14 protein-coding genes are annotated in these 14,441 nt (G+C 53.9%); 5 read left to right on the top strand and 9 right to left on the bottom strand.

Annotated elements, in window-relative coordinates; all coding sequences use genetic code 11:
• Positions 1 to 23 precede the first annotated feature (23 nt).
• The 6 genes from MVK60_RS02995 to fba form a co-directional block, all read right to left on the bottom strand.
• Entirely contained in the window at positions 24 to 680 is a 657-nt protein-coding gene (locus MVK60_RS02995; protein WP_297436367.1) for a hypothetical protein, read from the bottom strand.
• A gap of 153 nt (positions 681 to 833) precedes the next feature.
• Positions 834 to 1,844, bottom strand: coding sequence for an ArsA family ATPase (locus MVK60_RS02990; RefSeq protein ID WP_297436303.1), 1,011 nt, complete (start codon positions 1,842 to 1,844; stop codon positions 834 to 836).
• 16 nt (positions 1,845 to 1,860) lie between these two features.
• On the bottom strand, positions 1,861 to 2,127 hold the full coding sequence (locus tag MVK60_RS02985; protein WP_297436302.1) for a hypothetical protein: 267 nt from the start codon (positions 2,125 to 2,127) through the stop codon (positions 1,861 to 1,863).
• Positions 2,128 to 2,163: 36 nt separating this feature from the next.
• Positions 2,164 to 3,894 (bottom strand): carbon starvation protein A, encoded by a 1,731-nt coding sequence (locus MVK60_RS02980; protein ID WP_297436300.1) that lies wholly within the window; start codon positions 3,892 to 3,894, stop codon positions 2,164 to 2,166.
• Positions 3,895 to 4,076: 182 nt separating this feature from the next.
• The gene (locus tag MVK60_RS02975; protein WP_297436365.1) at positions 4,077 to 5,867 is read right to left on the bottom strand and encodes a pyruvate/oxaloacetate carboxyltransferase; all 1,791 of its coding nucleotides are present in this window, start codon (positions 5,865 to 5,867) and stop codon (positions 4,077 to 4,079) included.
• Between the two features lie 115 nt (positions 5,868 to 5,982).
• Positions 5,983 to 6,828, bottom strand: coding sequence for a class I fructose-bisphosphate aldolase (gene fba, locus MVK60_RS02970; protein ID WP_297436363.1), 846 nt, complete (start codon positions 6,826 to 6,828; stop codon positions 5,983 to 5,985).
• 214 nt (positions 6,829 to 7,042) lie between these two features.
• On the opposite strand from fba, the gene MVK60_RS02965 reads away from it, so the two are divergent.
• The 4 genes from MVK60_RS02965 to MVK60_RS02950 all read left to right on the top strand — a co-directional run bounded on the left by MVK60_RS02965 (position 7,043) and on the right by MVK60_RS02950 (position 11,307).
• Positions 7,043 to 8,326, top strand: coding sequence for a dicarboxylate/amino acid:cation symporter (locus tag MVK60_RS02965; RefSeq protein ID WP_297436298.1), 1,284 nt, complete (start codon positions 7,043 to 7,045; stop codon positions 8,324 to 8,326).
• Positions 8,327 to 8,397: 71 nt separating this feature from the next.
• On the top strand, positions 8,398 to 9,114 hold the full coding sequence (locus MVK60_RS02960) for a biotin--[acetyl-CoA-carboxylase] ligase (protein ID WP_367270819.1): 717 nt from the start codon (positions 8,398 to 8,400) through the stop codon (positions 9,112 to 9,114).
• Positions 9,115 to 9,191: 77 nt separating this feature from the next.
• Complete coding sequence (locus tag MVK60_RS02955; RefSeq protein WP_297436296.1) at positions 9,192 to 10,595, top strand: CGP-CTERM sorting domain-containing protein; 1,404 nt, start codon at positions 9,192 to 9,194, stop codon at positions 10,593 to 10,595.
• Positions 10,596 to 10,665: 70 nt separating this feature from the next.
• Positions 10,666 to 11,307 (top strand): alanyl-tRNA editing protein, encoded by a 642-nt coding sequence (locus tag MVK60_RS02950; RefSeq protein ID WP_297436359.1) that lies wholly within the window; start codon positions 10,666 to 10,668, stop codon positions 11,305 to 11,307.
• Positions 11,308 to 11,350: 43 nt separating this feature from the next.
• Here MVK60_RS02950 and MVK60_RS02945 read toward each other — a convergent pair whose 3' ends face one another.
• From MVK60_RS02945 to MVK60_RS02935, 3 genes are all read right to left on the bottom strand, one after another.
• A complete protein-coding gene (locus MVK60_RS02945; RefSeq protein ID WP_297436294.1) occupies positions 11,351 to 12,016 on the bottom strand; it encodes a DUF257 family protein in 666 nt (221 codons plus the stop codon).
• Positions 12,017 to 12,114: 98 nt separating this feature from the next.
• Positions 12,115 to 13,110, bottom strand: a complete 996-nt coding sequence (locus tag MVK60_RS02940; RefSeq protein WP_297436292.1) for a TIGR01177 family methyltransferase — start codon at positions 13,108 to 13,110, stop codon at positions 12,115 to 12,117.
• Between the two features lie 61 nt (positions 13,111 to 13,171).
• The gene (locus tag MVK60_RS02935; protein WP_297436291.1) at positions 13,172 to 13,822 is read right to left on the bottom strand and encodes a hypothetical protein; all 651 of its coding nucleotides are present in this window, start codon (positions 13,820 to 13,822) and stop codon (positions 13,172 to 13,174) included.
• Positions 13,823 to 13,991: 169 nt separating this feature from the next.
• On the opposite strand from MVK60_RS02935, the gene MVK60_RS02930 reads away from it, so the two are divergent.
• On the top strand, positions 13,992 to 14,423 hold the full coding sequence (locus tag MVK60_RS02930) for an OsmC family protein (protein ID WP_297436358.1): 432 nt from the start codon (positions 13,992 to 13,994) through the stop codon (positions 14,421 to 14,423).
• Positions 14,424 to 14,441 lie beyond the last annotated feature (18 nt).

The following is a 14,441-nucleotide window of genomic DNA, read 5'->3' as shown; positions in this document are numbered from 1 at the left end:
TAAAAGGATTGTGGGAACCAGGGTTAAGAAGAGAAAGAACTTTCGTTCAGCTTCCGGTTGGTGAAGTCGAGTATCTTTCTGACGTCTTGGTCTATGGTATCTGGCTCCGGCTTCATCAGGACGTAGAGGACATTGGTTTTGGGGGTCAGGGAAACGTGTTTGACGTTCTCCGGCTTTGACATCGATGCTATGAGTCCCCTGAGGCTTTCCACATCACGTCTCTTTTCAAAGAGGACCTCGTACTCCTTACCCTCGATCACCACCGTATCCCTCTGGAGAAGGTCCTCGTTCTCTATGTTGGGGCGCATCCTGTAGTATCCCTTCTGAATCAGGTGAATCTCATGTTTTATCTGAGAGAACGGCCTTACAACGAAGTATATCTTATCATGCCGGCTCGTTATCAACGCTATCGGGAAGTAGAGCAGGCTCTGCCTCGGGAGCAGGGTGAGTGTGTACTCGAACTTTCTCACGTTGTCCCTGTTCACCCGGTAGTTCGCACGGAATCCTATGTAGCCACCGAGCCACACGTATTCCTTGTCATCGGGTTTGACCACCTCTTCAATGGTTCTGAGGTAGTGCTGCATGATCTGAAGGTTAAGCTTCCTGCCTTTGTAGAACTGTATCGATGTGAGTGCCGCAACAACCATAAGGGCGAACAGCAGGGTCGAACTTATTTCCATGATCACCACCATTCCGGTAATACCTTATATTTGTGTCCTGTATTTCAAACTTTCCCATGCTGGGTCCGTCGGGCACGTTCTTTCCGCCTGCGTGAAAATCGACTCTGGAGTGTTTCAACTGGCCCCACGTGTACTCCCTAGTAGTCAATCTTTTCAAGCGGCTTCTGTGCCCTCCCCTTCAAAGACCATTCTCCCGAGGCGTCTGAGCCATTCCAACCCGCGCGGTTCCTCGGCGAACATCGGTATCTTCATTACCTCAATACCCTTAAACTTCCTATCTATTTCACTGAGGACTGCCTTCTGGGCGTCCATCTTGACCCTGAGCTCAGGTATCTCCTCCCTCAGGGTGATGACCTTGTTCACGACTACGAGGTTGAGCGGAATCTTGAACTTGCGCAGACTTTCAGCGGCCCTCTCAGTCTCGTAGAGCGGGAGCATCTCTGGGTTCATGACAGCCACGACGCTCGTCTTCTCTGGGTCTGTGATGATTCTCTCTACTAGCTCCACGTCCGAGCGGTATGAGAGGAGCTCCTTCATGACCGGGTCTTCTCCCTCCTCTTTTGGTAGCCGGTACTCCCTGCCATCGATGTTGTACGTCTGTTCACCCTTTATCTTGACGACGGCGTTCCTTCTCTGGAGTATCTTCCTTCTTATCTCGATGAGCTTGTCCGTCCAGATGAGTGAAATCCTCGGCAGGGCCAGAACGCGGAGAGTAAGGCCAGTTGGCGGCGTGTCGAAGACTATGATGTCCCACTGGCTATTTTCGTTGAGTATCTCCCTTACCGCTTCGAGCGTGGCGTACTCCTCTATGCCCGGGGAGTAGCTGAGGACCTCAAAGTACTTCTCTAGGTTTATGACGGTTAAGTAGCGGTACATGTTTTTGAGGTTCTTTTCAAGGTGCTTGAGATAGCCCTCTATAAGTTTCTCCATGTCGAGTTCGCTCGCGTAGAGGTTTTCAGACAGCTTCTTCGGTTTGTCCCTGAGTTTTTCCATAAAGACGTCACCAAGGTTGTGAGCGGGATCCAGGGAGACGACGAGCGTTTTGTAACCCCTCTCTGCGAGAGCGATGGATATCGAGGCGCTCGTCGTCGTTTTTCCAACCCCCCCTTTTCCGATGACAAAGATAACCCTGAAGCCCCTCTTCGGGAGCAGATAGTCGCGCATTGTACCACCCCTTCGTTCAATCTATGTCGAACATTCCCGCCACCTGGGCGAAGACGTCGTCGAGGTTCACCGCACGGCTCTCCATGACACGTATCTCGTCCGCCATATACGGCATCAGCCTGAGGACAAGGGTGGTCGGAGGAGAGGGTATGCCCACAAAGGAGCCCATTAGAACGAGGGCGAAGACGTTCTCAAGCTCCTTCAGTTCGAACTCTATGTACTCCGTTGACTGGTCTCTGAAGGCCTCTCCAAAGCCCTTTAAGAAGTCCCTTATCTTCTGCACGTGATCACCCCCAAAATTGAAAGAAAAACAAAAGGTTTATGTGGCCATCGCGGCGTACTCCTCGGAGGGTTTCTTCCACGCGGCGTACCAGTCGATGACGAGCATTATGTTCAGCAGCAGGCCGACGATGGTTATCACACTGACCCAGATTCCCGGCTTGACAACCACTAGGAACCATAGGAGGGCCGCCGTGACCGTGATCCACAGGAACAGCGCTGGTATAATGACCGCCCACTTCCAGGAGCCGTGCGGGTTCTGCACCTTGGCGACCCAGAGCGATGCCGTCATGAGGGCGATGCTTGCCAGCATCTGGTTCATGCCGCTGAAGGCGGGCCACAGGATGAGGAAGCTTCCTCCCCATGCCATGTAGATACCAAAGGCCACTAGGATAATCGAGGCGATCCACTTGTTCTTGAGTATGCTCGGTCCGTTGACCATGTCCATGATCTCCTGCCAGGCGAAACGACCGAGTCTCGTGGCTGTATCGAGGGTGGTTAAGGCGAAGGCCGCAACCCAAAGGCTCGCGAAGAGCGCGGCCGCGTGGACGGAGATTCCAAATGCATGGTTGACGCCGTAAGCATAGCTGAGGGCGAATATCTTAACCTTGAGCCCATGGGAGACAACCTGGTAGGCGTACTGCTGCCCCCAGTTACCGTAGTTTACCGGTATGTTGAGGTCCTTGAAGACTTGAAGACCAAAGACCGCTATCGAGGAGATGACTATGGTTGAGAGGAATCCCTCCGTGAACATTCCGCCGTAACCAACCATAAGGCCGTGGAGCTCGTTGTCAAGCTGTTTCGAGGTGGTTCCGGAACCGACGATAGAATGGAACCCGCTGAGGGCACCACATGCGATTACCAGCGGTATCGTTGGCCAGAACGGGGATGGCTTTATACCCGCCAGACCGAGCTTGGCGTTACCTATGACCTTGGCGCTCCACGTTGTAAAGCCCGGTACTGAGAAACCGCCGACGCCCTTGATGCCCACTATGATGAAGGCTAGGCCTCCGAGGATGAGACCGAACCACAGTATGTAAGCGTTGAGGTAGTCCCTTGGCTGGAGGAGAATCCACACGGGCAACGCAGATGCTATTATGACGTAAAGTCCGAGGGCGATGAGCCACACATGTTTGCTGGCCGCTATTGGATACTTGAATCCGATGTATATCACGGCGATGAGCATTAGAATGCCGATTATAGTTCCGAGCTTGAAGTCTACCTGCCACCTGTAGAGGAGCAGGCCGAGGATCACTGCGACGAGCATGAATAACCATGAAGCAGTCGCCGCTCCTGGTGTGCTGACGAAGATGCCGCTGATAACCGCTCCAAATGCTGCAATCACAAGAACCAGCGAGAACCAGACGTAGAGCTCGAAGGCTATTCCTGTTCTCCTGCTCATGAGCTTCCCTGCGATCCACTGAACCGACTTACCGTCGTAGCGAACCGACGACATCAGTGACAGGTAGTCGTGTACGGCGCCTATGAATACGTTCCCGAACCAGACCCACATCAGTCCGGGGATCCATCCCCATGCCATTGCCACGGCCGGACCGACGATGGGTCCCGCACCCGCTATAGATGCGAAGTGATGTCCGTAGAGGACAACGGGGTTTGCCGGGACGTAGTCAACACCGTCGTATAGCTTGTGTGCCGGGGTCGGCCTGTCCGGGTCGGCCCTGACGACCTTGTTTTGAAGGCTCTTACCATAGCTGAAGTACAGACCAACGTATAGGGCTGCCGCTATCAATACAATTACAGCAGAGTCCATATTTGCACCTCCGATAGATTTTGCACATTAACGTACACGTCCGGAATATAAATGTTTTTCGGTAAAAAAAAGTCCGAAAATATCTCGTCTTTTAACTTATGATGGAAAGTTCAGCGTTGATCCATCGGTTAAAACACTTTCATGTCGCTGAAATGAAAATGGGTAGAGGAGAGATTCGCGGGCTACCCGATTTCTATTAGTGGGTCGCCTGTGTTGACGGTGTCGTTTTCTTTTATGAGGATTTTTTTTATCACGCCGTTTTTTGGTGCTGGTATTTCGTTCTCCATTTTCATTGCTTCGAGTGTGAGGAGTCCTTGGCCCGCTTTAACCTCCTCACCCTCCTTCACGAGAATCCTCAGAATTTTACCCGGCATTGGTGCAGTAACCACACCCCCACCCGCCAAAGCCGAAGCCCGAACCGCTGGAACAGCGGGGACCGTAGAGGTCTGTACGGGTGCCGAAGCTGGAACTGCAGGAGTCTGTGAGGTGGTAGCTGGGGTGCTGGGGGAAGATGGAGCCCCCCCTATCCGGGGCAGGTATTTGAGTGCGCTCAGGTCTACTCCCTCAACCCCCACCTCAAACTCAACACCGTTCACGTATATCTTGAATTTCTGGGCCTTCTGTGGGATTTCCGACCCTTTTCTTCCCTCCTGCCTTGTCCTGAAGAACCCGACCGCCACCTCCGGGAACAGGCAGTAGGTTAGAACGTCCTCCTCTTTCCCAAGGTAGCCGAGTTCCTCAAGCTCTTTCCTGCACTCCTCAACCCTGGGACCGAGCAGGTTTGCCGGTTTTTCAGTGGTGGGTTCCGCCTTCCCGATGATTCTTCTTTTGATATCCTCTTTTATGGGGGCCGGTGGCCGTCCGTAGAGGCCCTTCACGTAGTCCTTTACCTCCTGCGTTGTGCGTTCGTACCTGCCGAACAGGACGTTCAGAACGGCCTGCGTGCCCACTATCTGACTGGTTGGGGTCACGAGCGGCGGCCAGCCTAGGTCTTCTCTTACATGGGGTATTTCATGCAGCACTTCGTCCAGCTTGGCTATGGCCTTCATCTCCCTCAGCTGGATCAGCAGGTTCGAGTACATACCTCCGGGAACCTGGTACTTGAGAACGTAGGGGTTCACCATGAGTGTCTCTTTGTGGAGCAGTCCGCCGTACTTCTCCTCCAGGAGTTTCTTGAGATAGCGTGATACCTCATGAATCAGTTCGCGGTTTAGGTGGCCAAGGGTCTCGGGGATCGCGTGCCATATCGTCTGTATCCCTGGCTGGGCGGTTCCGAATGCTAGGGGGCTTATCGCGGTATCCACAAAGTCCGCTCCACCTTCTATTGCCTTGAGGTAAGTGGCCACTGCCATCCCGGTGGTTGCATGGGTGTGGACGTTTACTGGGACCCCATAGGTCTTTTTTATCTCGCTTACGAGTTCATAAGCCTTCCAGGGCGTCAGCAAACCTGCCATGTCCTTTACGGTGATGACGTCAACGTCCAGCGCGAGGAGCTCCTCGACCTTCTTGAGGTAGTACTCCAGGGTGAAGACCGGCCCCGTCGTGTACGCTATGGCCCCCTGAACCTCGGCACCGACCTCTTTGGCCTTTTTTATCACAGTCTCCATGTTCCTGACGTCGTTGAGGGCATCGAAGACTCGGAAGATGTCTACTCCGTTCCTATGGGCCAGCTCTACAAACTTCTCCGCAACATCGTCGGGGTAGTGGCGGTAGCCAACGAGGTTCTGCCCCCGTATGAGCATTTGGAGTTTCGTCTTTCTGATCCTCTCCCTCAGGAGCCTCAGCCTCTCCCAGGGGTCCTCCTGAAGGTACCGGATGCAGACGTCGAACGTTGCCCCTCCCCAAACCTCCATCGAGTAAAACCCTATCCTGTCCATCGATTCCGCTATACGGAGCATATCCTGGGTCTGAAGCCTCGTGGCCAGGAGGGACTGATGGGCGTCCCTAAACGTCGTGTCTATTATCTCCACCATAGATATCACCTGCTTCCGTGCCGTCACTAATTTATAAGCCCCCTAAATGTCCATGTGTTTAAAAAAGTTCCGACGGAGGTTGAACCTTATTTCGGCGATGAACGTAAAAAAAGGTTTAGAGGAGCCCTTCTGCCTTGGCGGCTTCTTCCGGCTCCTCGTTGCGGTGTATCACCCTTAAGAGGGCCTTTATCATTGGTTCGGGGTTCTCGCGCTGGAAGATATTCCTGCCTACGACGGCTCCAGCTCCTCCTGCCTCAATCACCCCACTGACCACCCTGAGGAAGTCAAGGGGGTTCTCCGCCTTTGCGCCCCCGCTGAGGAGAACCGGAACGCCGGCGGCGGCATCAACCACCTTGGAGAAGGTCTCCTTTGAACCGGTCCAGTAGGTCTTTATCATGTCGGCACCGGTCTCGGCGGCCGCCCTTGCACCGTACATGACGACGCGGTAGTCCTCCTTCCTGCCGTACTTCTCCGTTATGTACGGCCCGCGCGGGTAGGCGAACTGAACGACGGGGAAGCCGAGGTCGTGGGCGTAGTTCGCCACCTCCGCAAACTGACGCATCATGACGTCCTCGGCGGGACTGCCCCAGTAGACGGTGGCTGCTATCGCATCTGCGCCGAGCTTTATTGCGTCTTCAACAAATGCGAGCTGGCTCTGGAGAAGCTGGCCATCTCCGGGTCGAAGGGCGGTCTTGCTGGTCAGTTTCACCATGAGCCCCCTCTGCCCTCTAACCTCATCGGCGGCCACCCTAGCGATCCCGGGGAGCATCATGACGCCGTCCACACCGGCCCTCGTGACCTTCTTTATGATGACCTTCGGGTTGACGTGCTCCCAGACCGGCTCGAAATCGGTCGGACCGTGCTCAAAACCATGGTCCATCGCGAATATAAGCGCCCTCCCGTTTCTGCGGAAGAACCTCCTCATCCTTCTTCTTATCCCGACGCTCTGGTATGCGTCCACATTAATCACCCGGGGTGATATATATTTCGGGGGATTTAAGGTTTTTGCCTCGTCATCCTCGTGTTCATGTTTGCGTGACAATCCGCGGGTTGTTTGGGCGTCCCTTCTGGACGATACGACTATGGGGCATTAAGTAGGCTTTATATACATTGACGTCTAAAGATAGACGGCATGTGCCTGCTGGGTGCATTGCCTGACGTTCGAGGTGTCGGCCATGGGACTCCTTAGGAGGTATCTCGACTATCCGGTTCTGCAGAAGATACTCTGGGGTCTGATTCTGGGTGCGGTCGTGGGACTTATCCTCGGGCACTACGGGTATGCAGGGGTCGTCAAGACTTACGTAAAGCCGTTCGGTGACCTCTTCGTTCGCCTGCTGAAGATGCTGGTCATGCCAATAGTCCTCGCGTCCCTTGTGGTGGGAGCGGCCAGCATCAGTCCAGCGCGGCTGGGCAGGGTTGGCGTTAAGATAGTGGTCTACTACCTCTTGACCTCTGCCTTTGCAGTGTTCTTCGGTCTGCTAATGGGCAACCTGTTCAGGGTTGGAACCGGTATAAACCTTGGAACCGGTCAGGGGAAGGCGATAGAGGCTTCGTCACCGTCCCTTGTTAAAACCCTGTTGGACATAGTGCCGACCAACCCCTTCGGCTCGCTGGCTAACGGGGCCGTTCTGCCGGTGATATTTTTCGCCATAGTCCTTGGCATAGCCATAACCTACCTGATGAACAGAGAGGAGGAGCGCATCAGGACCAGTGCCGGCGTGTTGCTCAAGGTCTTTGATGGTCTTGCCGAGGCGATGTATCTCATAGTCGGAGGGGTCATGCAGTACGCCCCGGTGGGTGTCTTTGCCCTTATCGCCTACGTCATGGCGGAGCAGGGGGCCAGAGTTGTCGGTCCACTAGCAAAGGTCGTGCTCGCGGTGTACGTCGGTCTGACGCTTCAGATTCTACTGGTTTACTTCGTGCTCCTTAAGGTGTTCGGTATCGACCCGCTCAGGTTTATCAAGAAGGCCAAGGACGCCATGGTGACGGCTTTTGTGACGAGGAGCTCCAGTGGTACCCTGCCCGTTACGATGAACGTGGCCGAGGAGAAAATGGGCATCGACAGGGGTATATTCTCCTTTACACTGCCGCTGGGGGCAACGATAAACATGGATGGAACTGCCCTCTACCAAGGGGTTACTGTACTCTTCGTGGCCAACGCCATAGGTCAGCCGCTGGCACCGAGCCAGCAACTTGTGGTCGTCCTAACGGCGGTTCTGGCGTCAATTGGAACAGCGGGAGTTCCCGGTGCGGGGGCCATCATGCTCGCCATGGTTCTCCAGAGTGTTGGCCTCAACCTGACATCGGGAAGCCCTGTGGCCCTTGCCTATGCCATGATCCTTGGAATCGATGCCATCCTTGACATGGGCAGAACGATGGTCAACGTAACCGGTGATCTAACTGGAACGACGATAGTGGCCAAGACCGAAGGGGAGCTGGACAAAAGTAAATGGCAGTGACCTTCCCTTTATTTTTGATTCCGGTGGGTTCTGGAACAAGGTTTTAAGCCGGAAGTCCCAGTCCCATATGGGTGGGTTCTGTGGAAGAGCTTAAGCCAAGGATACTCCGGCTTGAGGAAGTCGATTCGACAAACGAGTACGCCAGGAGAATGGCCCCCGATGTACCCGAGGGGACGGTGGTCGTCGCCAGGAGGCAGACCTCAGGAAGGGGCCGGGAGGGCAGGTCGTGGGCCTCGCCCGAGGGCGGGCTCTGGATGAGTATGATACTGAAACCGAAGAAGGTTGATCCCAGACTCGTCTTTACAGGTGCCCTCGCGGTGGGCGATGTACTGGATGAGTTCGGGATACGGTCGGGGATAAAATGGCCCAACGACGTCTGGGTTGGTGGGAAGAAGATAGCGGGCGTGTTAACGGAAGGGAAGGCCGGGCGTTACGTGATCCTCGGTATTGGACTCAACGTCAACAACTCCCTGCCTGCGGAGCTCAGGGAAACCGCTACCTCGATGATTTACCTGACCGGTGTTGAGGTTCCGCTGGATAAGGTCCTTGAGCGGCTTGTCTTCCATCTGAACGCTTGGTATCGCCTCTACAAAGCAAGACCGGATCTTTTGATGGTGAAGGTCAGGGAAAGGACTTTTATCCTCGGGAGAACCGTTGAGGTCTCTCTGGATGAATCATCTTTCATCGGAAGGGCCGTGGACGTTCTGGACGATGGTTCGTTGCTGCTGGACGTGAACGGTGAGCTCCGCAGGGTTGTCTATGGAGATGTCTCGCTCAGGCCCCTCTGACTGTATCCGTGCATTGTAGGAAAGGTTAAATACCCCCCCGTCTTTTTAAGACAAGTAGCTGTTTGGAGGTAAACTGAATGAAGAGATTGGTGTTTGGTGTTCTGTTGCTTCTGGGGATTGGTCTCATCCTGGGGCCTGCACTGGCTCTGGAACCCTATTCGGAGAAACAGGAGCAGTACTACACCGTTCATGAGGATGGTTCGGCTAACGTCACTTTCATAAAGACCTTTTACGGTCCGGAGAATCTGCTCAACAGGACCAAAGAGAGCATTATGAACATGAGTCTGGAGAACGCCACAAAGCTCCTCATTGGTCAGGAGGAACGGATCCTCAGCAAGCTGGGTTTGACCGTGGAGAACGCCAGTCTTGAGATCCGGGGGTACAACACCACGGGCCCCCTTGTCGAGATATTCAGGGGGGTAATACCTCATTTCTCAAAGTACTACACGTACGACAACGTATGGGAGATTTCCCTCGACCTGCTGAGGGCGGCGGATCTGGCCAACATAGACGTGACCAAGATGAATCAGACGCTTGATTTTGACAACTATTTCGTGGTCCAGCTTCCAGCCGGTGTCAACGTGACAAAGCTCCCGAAGAACTACGAGAGTGAGTCCCACGGTAGTTACATAAAGATAGAGGTCAGAACGGAGGGCAACACCGTGTACATCCATTCGAGACTGCACTTCGAGAAGGGTGCTACCCCTGAGGACATCAACAAGATATACGGCAACCCACGGAGCTTCATAATCCAGTATCGGGGCCAGAAGGGAGTTGAGAACTACACCTCCTGGGTCCTTAACGTGGACAACAACATAAGCATCGGGAAGGACGTCACGGTTCTCAACCGTGAGGAGCGCTATCTGAAGCCCGAGAGCTACGTGTCCTATCTGAAACTTCAGCTCATGTACCAGGGGTTGAAAACAGCCGAGCAGGGGCTGATGCAGAGCTACGCCAAGAAGTTTGAAAGTGAGGGAATGACCGTCAAGAGCGGCAACGTGACGATACTCAACGCCAACAGCACCGGTCCGCTGGTGGTCCTCTACCACTGGGAGCTCACAAACTACACCAAGTACAGCAACGGTGTTTACATCTACACGTACGATCCCTCTCTGGAGTTGGGTAATATCTCCTTCCTCAACAGGCTCGACGCGTCCATCAACCAGACCACAACCACCAGGATAACCCTGCCCAGTGGCGGGAAGTTCACGCAGGTTCCGAAGGACATAGTCATAGACGCAAACGGCAGTCGCGTGGTTATGAGGATCGAAAAGAAGAGTGATCGTGAGATAATCATACACAGCAATGTCTACCTCAGGTACGGTATGCTGCGGAAGGACTACTCCGCCATGATGGCCAAGGTTCCGACTCAGGTTAAGATCGAGTACACACTTCCGTCGGGATCCAGGGGCGGCATTTGCGGTCCGGCTGCCCTTATTGCGCTTGTGATAGTGCCCCTTCTTCTAAGGAGGCGGCGTTGACAGGCTTTCCTTTTTCTTCCTTTTCGATACTCATTTAAATGATGAATGCCAATCCTCTGGGGTGATAAAGGTGACGCGCAAGCTCTACTACGAGGATGCATACCTCAAGGAAGCGAAGGCAAAGGTTCTTGAGATAAAGGAGAACGCTCTCCTCCTCGACGGGACGATTTTCTATCCGACCGGCGGCGGACAGCCCCACGACAGGGGGACGATAAGCGGGGTGGAGGTCCTCGACGTTTACAAGGAGGAGGGGGGAAACGTCTGGCACGTCGTTGCCGAGCCGGAAAAGTTCAAACCCGGTGACAAGGTCGAACTCAGGCTCGACTGGGACTACCGTTACAGGCTCATGAGGATTCACAGTGCGATGCACCTGCTGGAGCACGTCCTTAATGAAGTCCTTCCCGGTGAGTGGAGACTCTACGGCAGCGGTATGAGCGCCGAGAAGGGGAGATACGACATAACCTACCCGGAGAACGTGAACGGGTGGAAGGAGCAGATCATTGAGACCTTCAACAGGCTCGTTGATGAGGGCGGTGAGATGAAGATATGGTGGGAAGGGGAGACCCGCTACACGCAGATAAGGGACTTCGAGGTTATACCCTGCGGCGGGACTCACGTGAGGGACATAAAGGAGATAGAGCACCTGAGGAAGTTCAAGCGCTCCAGTCTCGGAAAGGGGAAGCAGAGGCTGGAGATATGGCTTGAGGACTGATATTTTTCTTTTCCGAACCTTGCCCCGTTAGGGGGTTAGGAGGTCAGTTTTTAGCCGGGTTATCCACGGAAACTTTGGTTCCGTACTCCCCAACGTGGAGGGATTTTATAACCGTTAAGATGAGGTCATTTCCGGGGCATTCCAGACTCAGTACCCTGCTGGCGTGTTCCCTTAACTCCTTTAATGTTTGTAGTCCTACAAGTCCTGTGTTTATCATGTAAACCGTCGTCCGCTCTTCGTCCCCCAGGTGGGGTCTGATCAGGTAGCCGAATATCCTCTCCAGCTCGCGTGGATCGTTTTCGTAGCTTCTTATAACCTTGTCAAATCCCAGAACCAATCGAAACCTTCGTTCCTCACCGAGTTTTTGGAGCGTTTTCTCGTACCTCCTCTTTCTTACGGGTGGTTCCTCTGTGAGCTCCACCCTTCCGATGACGTTGCCGGTGTTGAGAACGCCTCCGAACTTCACCACTTTGGTCTCGTCTATTATGGAGGTGTCCAGCCCGGAGAACCTGAGGTGGGTTTTGAAGATGTGGAGCTGGTCGAGTTCATCGATTATAATGAAGCTTCGCCCGATCTCCTTGAGCCCCGTTACTATGGAGTAGAAGAGCAGGTGTGTGGGATTCTCGGAGCAGTATTCGATTATGAGGTCCTCCCCCATATCAAGTTCTCTCAGAAAAACCGCCAAGGGAATGGTTTGATCCTCGGTCATGATACCCCCTCCTATACATCTTCAGAACGGGAGAATAAAAAGGTTTTTATTACCTCGAACCGGAGTATAAGCGGTTTAGAGGGTTCTTTTTGGTTTTATCATTTCTTTAACACATAGAAATACCTGTCCAGGCTTTTGTGCACCCTCTGGTAATACTTTCCAGCGAGTCTGAAACCTACCTCCACAGCTTCCACCTCTCCGTCAAAGCTCGCCGGAAAGGCTATCGCCAGCCTTCCGCCCGGTTTTAGGACATTGTAGATGCTCTCCAGCACCTTCCTGTACAGCTCGTCCCTTTCTCTACCGGCGAGCGTCGCCGAGGTTCCGTAGGGCGGGTCCGTTGCCATAGCCTCGAACTTCTTCCCCTGGAACAGCTCCTCCAGCTTCGTGGCGTCGCCGAGTTTGAGCTCGTAGTCTTTTATCCCGTAGTGCCTGAGGTTCATTTCAGCGCCTTCGATCATCTCCGGCCTTATGTCCACCCCGTAGACCTTCAGTCCGAGAAGGCCTGCCTCCATGAGTATCCCGCCGGCTCCCATCATGGGGTCGAGGAGTTCTTTCCTTGCCCTGGTCAGGTTCACGAGAGCGCGTGAAACCCTCGGGTGGAGGGAAATCGGCCTGAAAAACGGCCTGTAGTGGGCTTTTCTACCCTCGAAGTTCTTGGGGTCGAAGAATCTAAGCCGTATCCCGGCGTAGAGTCTCTCGCCGCAGTAGACCCGGATGACCGTATCCGGTTTTGAGAGGTTAACACGGAAACCCTGGGTGTGTATAACAGCGCCGAGCTTTCTGGGGAGGTTGAGGACGTCATGTTTGCAGTTGGCCGTTGTCTCTGTGTCGACCTTAAATGACCCCTTGATAGGCCAGGCCACTTCACTCGCCTTCTGGAGAAGCTCCCCTGTGGACTCTGCCTCCACGATGAGCTCACCGTACTCATGGCTCAGCCCCAATCTGTTCAGATATGGGAATGCTCTCTCGTCGCCTTCAGCCTTCAGGAGAAGGTAATCCTGACCGGTCATTCTTCCTCCTGCCAGCTCCAGCATTGCCTTTACCTCGTCCCTTGCCATCTCCGGCAGGTTCCCGAGTATTCTGATGTAGAGCATGATAACACCTCGTTAATTACTCTCGGCGTTGTGTCGTCTTCGGCCTTTAAAAACTTCCCAGTCACGGGTTGGTCTTCTGGTCCCTTCTCTCCCCTGTCACGGTGGGTAGCTCCCTGATATTCACCAGCACCAGGATGGATGCCGAGACCCACAGGATCGTGGTCAGTAGATAGACTGTAAGGTCGAGGAGCATCATACCCCTGCCGTTGCCCCTCAGGTAGCGCAGCCATGAGAAAAGCACGAGCCCCCAAGCGGCAGTCCTCAGGAGGAGTTTTGGCCCCCTCTGTGTGACCCCCAAGTACCTGAGTCCGTTTATCAGGAGCACTATAGATAACAGAGAGCCCAGGTTCACCACCTCATGGCTTAGCTCATTCCCGCTGGCCATCAGGAGACTGAGCGTTATCAGCGTGGACTGGAGGCCAAGCTCCCACGTCGGCTTGATTACCCGGGACTCCATCAGGGAGTACCCGATTATAACGGGGCCCAGGAGAACCAGGGAGGTTGTAAGAGTGCCGAGGGCCGGACTCTCATTGACTCCATCAACGGCAAATCCAAGGGCCGTAAGGACTCCACCCACGAGTATTAGCGTTGGAATTCTGGTCCTCCCCAGGAATCTAACTTCCAGTTCCCTCGAGAGTATCCAAAGAAGGAATATCCCGAAAAGTGTTAGCACACCACCCACACCCATTATTGTAAAGTATAACTCCGACATACCCCTCTCTCCATTCCAACAAACACCATTGGCTGCTATGCCTAAAAACCTTCCGCTTTTTCGCCGTTGGTTAGCCCTCCAAGCACGCCATGCGTGAACCTTTATTTTTCAACCTCTGGTTCTAATGAGGCTTTTAAAGTAAGAGTTCCATAGAGATGCGGTGGTTTCAATGGCCAGGTACAAGGATATGAAAATTGCGGTGTCGGGGAAGAGAATCGGACCTACCAAGATGGTGGTTAAAGCAGGGGACTTTGAAATAACCGTTGATAAACTCGGCGGGGAGGCCCCCAGCCCGTTGGACTACATCCTCGCAGCCCTAGCCGGCTGTATGAACATCGTGGGGACCCTTGTCGCTAAAGACATGAAGATAAACATCGAGGACATTGACATTGAGATAGAGGGCACATTCAACCCCGGAAAGCTCTACGGCAACGGTTCCGAACGGGCCGGCTACAAGGACGTCACGGTCAGGGTGAAAGTCAGGAGCGATGCTGATGAGAAAACCCTCCGGGAGTGGCTTGAGAGGGTTGAGGAACGCTGTCCCGTCAGCGACAACCTGGCGAACGTGACCCCGACTCTGGTGAGGGTTGAAAAGCTCTGAACATGCGCATATCCTTTT

This window comes from Thermococcus sp., from assembly GCF_026988555.1.
In the GTDB taxonomy this organism is placed as follows: domain Archaea; phylum Methanobacteriota_B; class Thermococci; order Thermococcales; family Thermococcaceae; genus Thermococcus.
The sequence above is the reverse complement of the archived record's forward strand: the minus strand, read 5'-3'. Positions and strand labels throughout refer to the sequence as shown.

Excerpts from the sequence above, each read along its gene's own strand:
- MVK60_RS02995 (WP_297436367.1), bottom strand. The coding sequence starts at position 680 with ATGGAAATAAGTTCGACCCTGCTGTTCGCCCTTATGGTTGTTGCGGCA.
- MVK60_RS02990 (WP_297436303.1), bottom strand. The coding sequence starts at position 1,844 with ATGCGCGACTATCTGCTCCCGAAGAGGGGCTTCAGGGTTATCTTTGTC.
- MVK60_RS02980 (WP_297436300.1), bottom strand. The coding sequence starts at position 3,894 with ATGGACTCTGCTGTAATTGTATTGATAGCGGCAGCCCTATACGTTGGT.
- MVK60_RS02975 (WP_297436365.1), bottom strand. The coding sequence starts at position 5,867 with ATGGTGGAGATAATAGACACGACGTTTAGGGACGCCCATCAGTCCCTC.
- MVK60_RS02965 (WP_297436298.1), top strand. The coding sequence starts at position 7,043 with ATGGGACTCCTTAGGAGGTATCTCGACTATCCGGTTCTGCAGAAGATA.
- MVK60_RS02955 (WP_297436296.1), top strand. The coding sequence starts at position 9,192 with ATGAAGAGATTGGTGTTTGGTGTTCTGTTGCTTCTGGGGATTGGTCTC.
- MVK60_RS02945 (WP_297436294.1), bottom strand. The coding sequence starts at position 12,016 with ATGACCGAGGATCAAACCATTCCCTTGGCGGTTTTTCTGAGAGAACTT.
- MVK60_RS02940 (WP_297436292.1), bottom strand. The coding sequence starts at position 13,110 with ATGCTCTACATCAGAATACTCGGGAACCTGCCGGAGATGGCAAGGGAC.
- MVK60_RS02935 (WP_297436291.1), bottom strand. The coding sequence starts at position 13,822 with ATGTCGGAGTTATACTTTACAATAATGGGTGTGGGTGGTGTGCTAACA.
- MVK60_RS02930 (WP_297436358.1), top strand. The coding sequence starts at position 13,992 with ATGGCCAGGTACAAGGATATGAAAATTGCGGTGTCGGGGAAGAGAATC.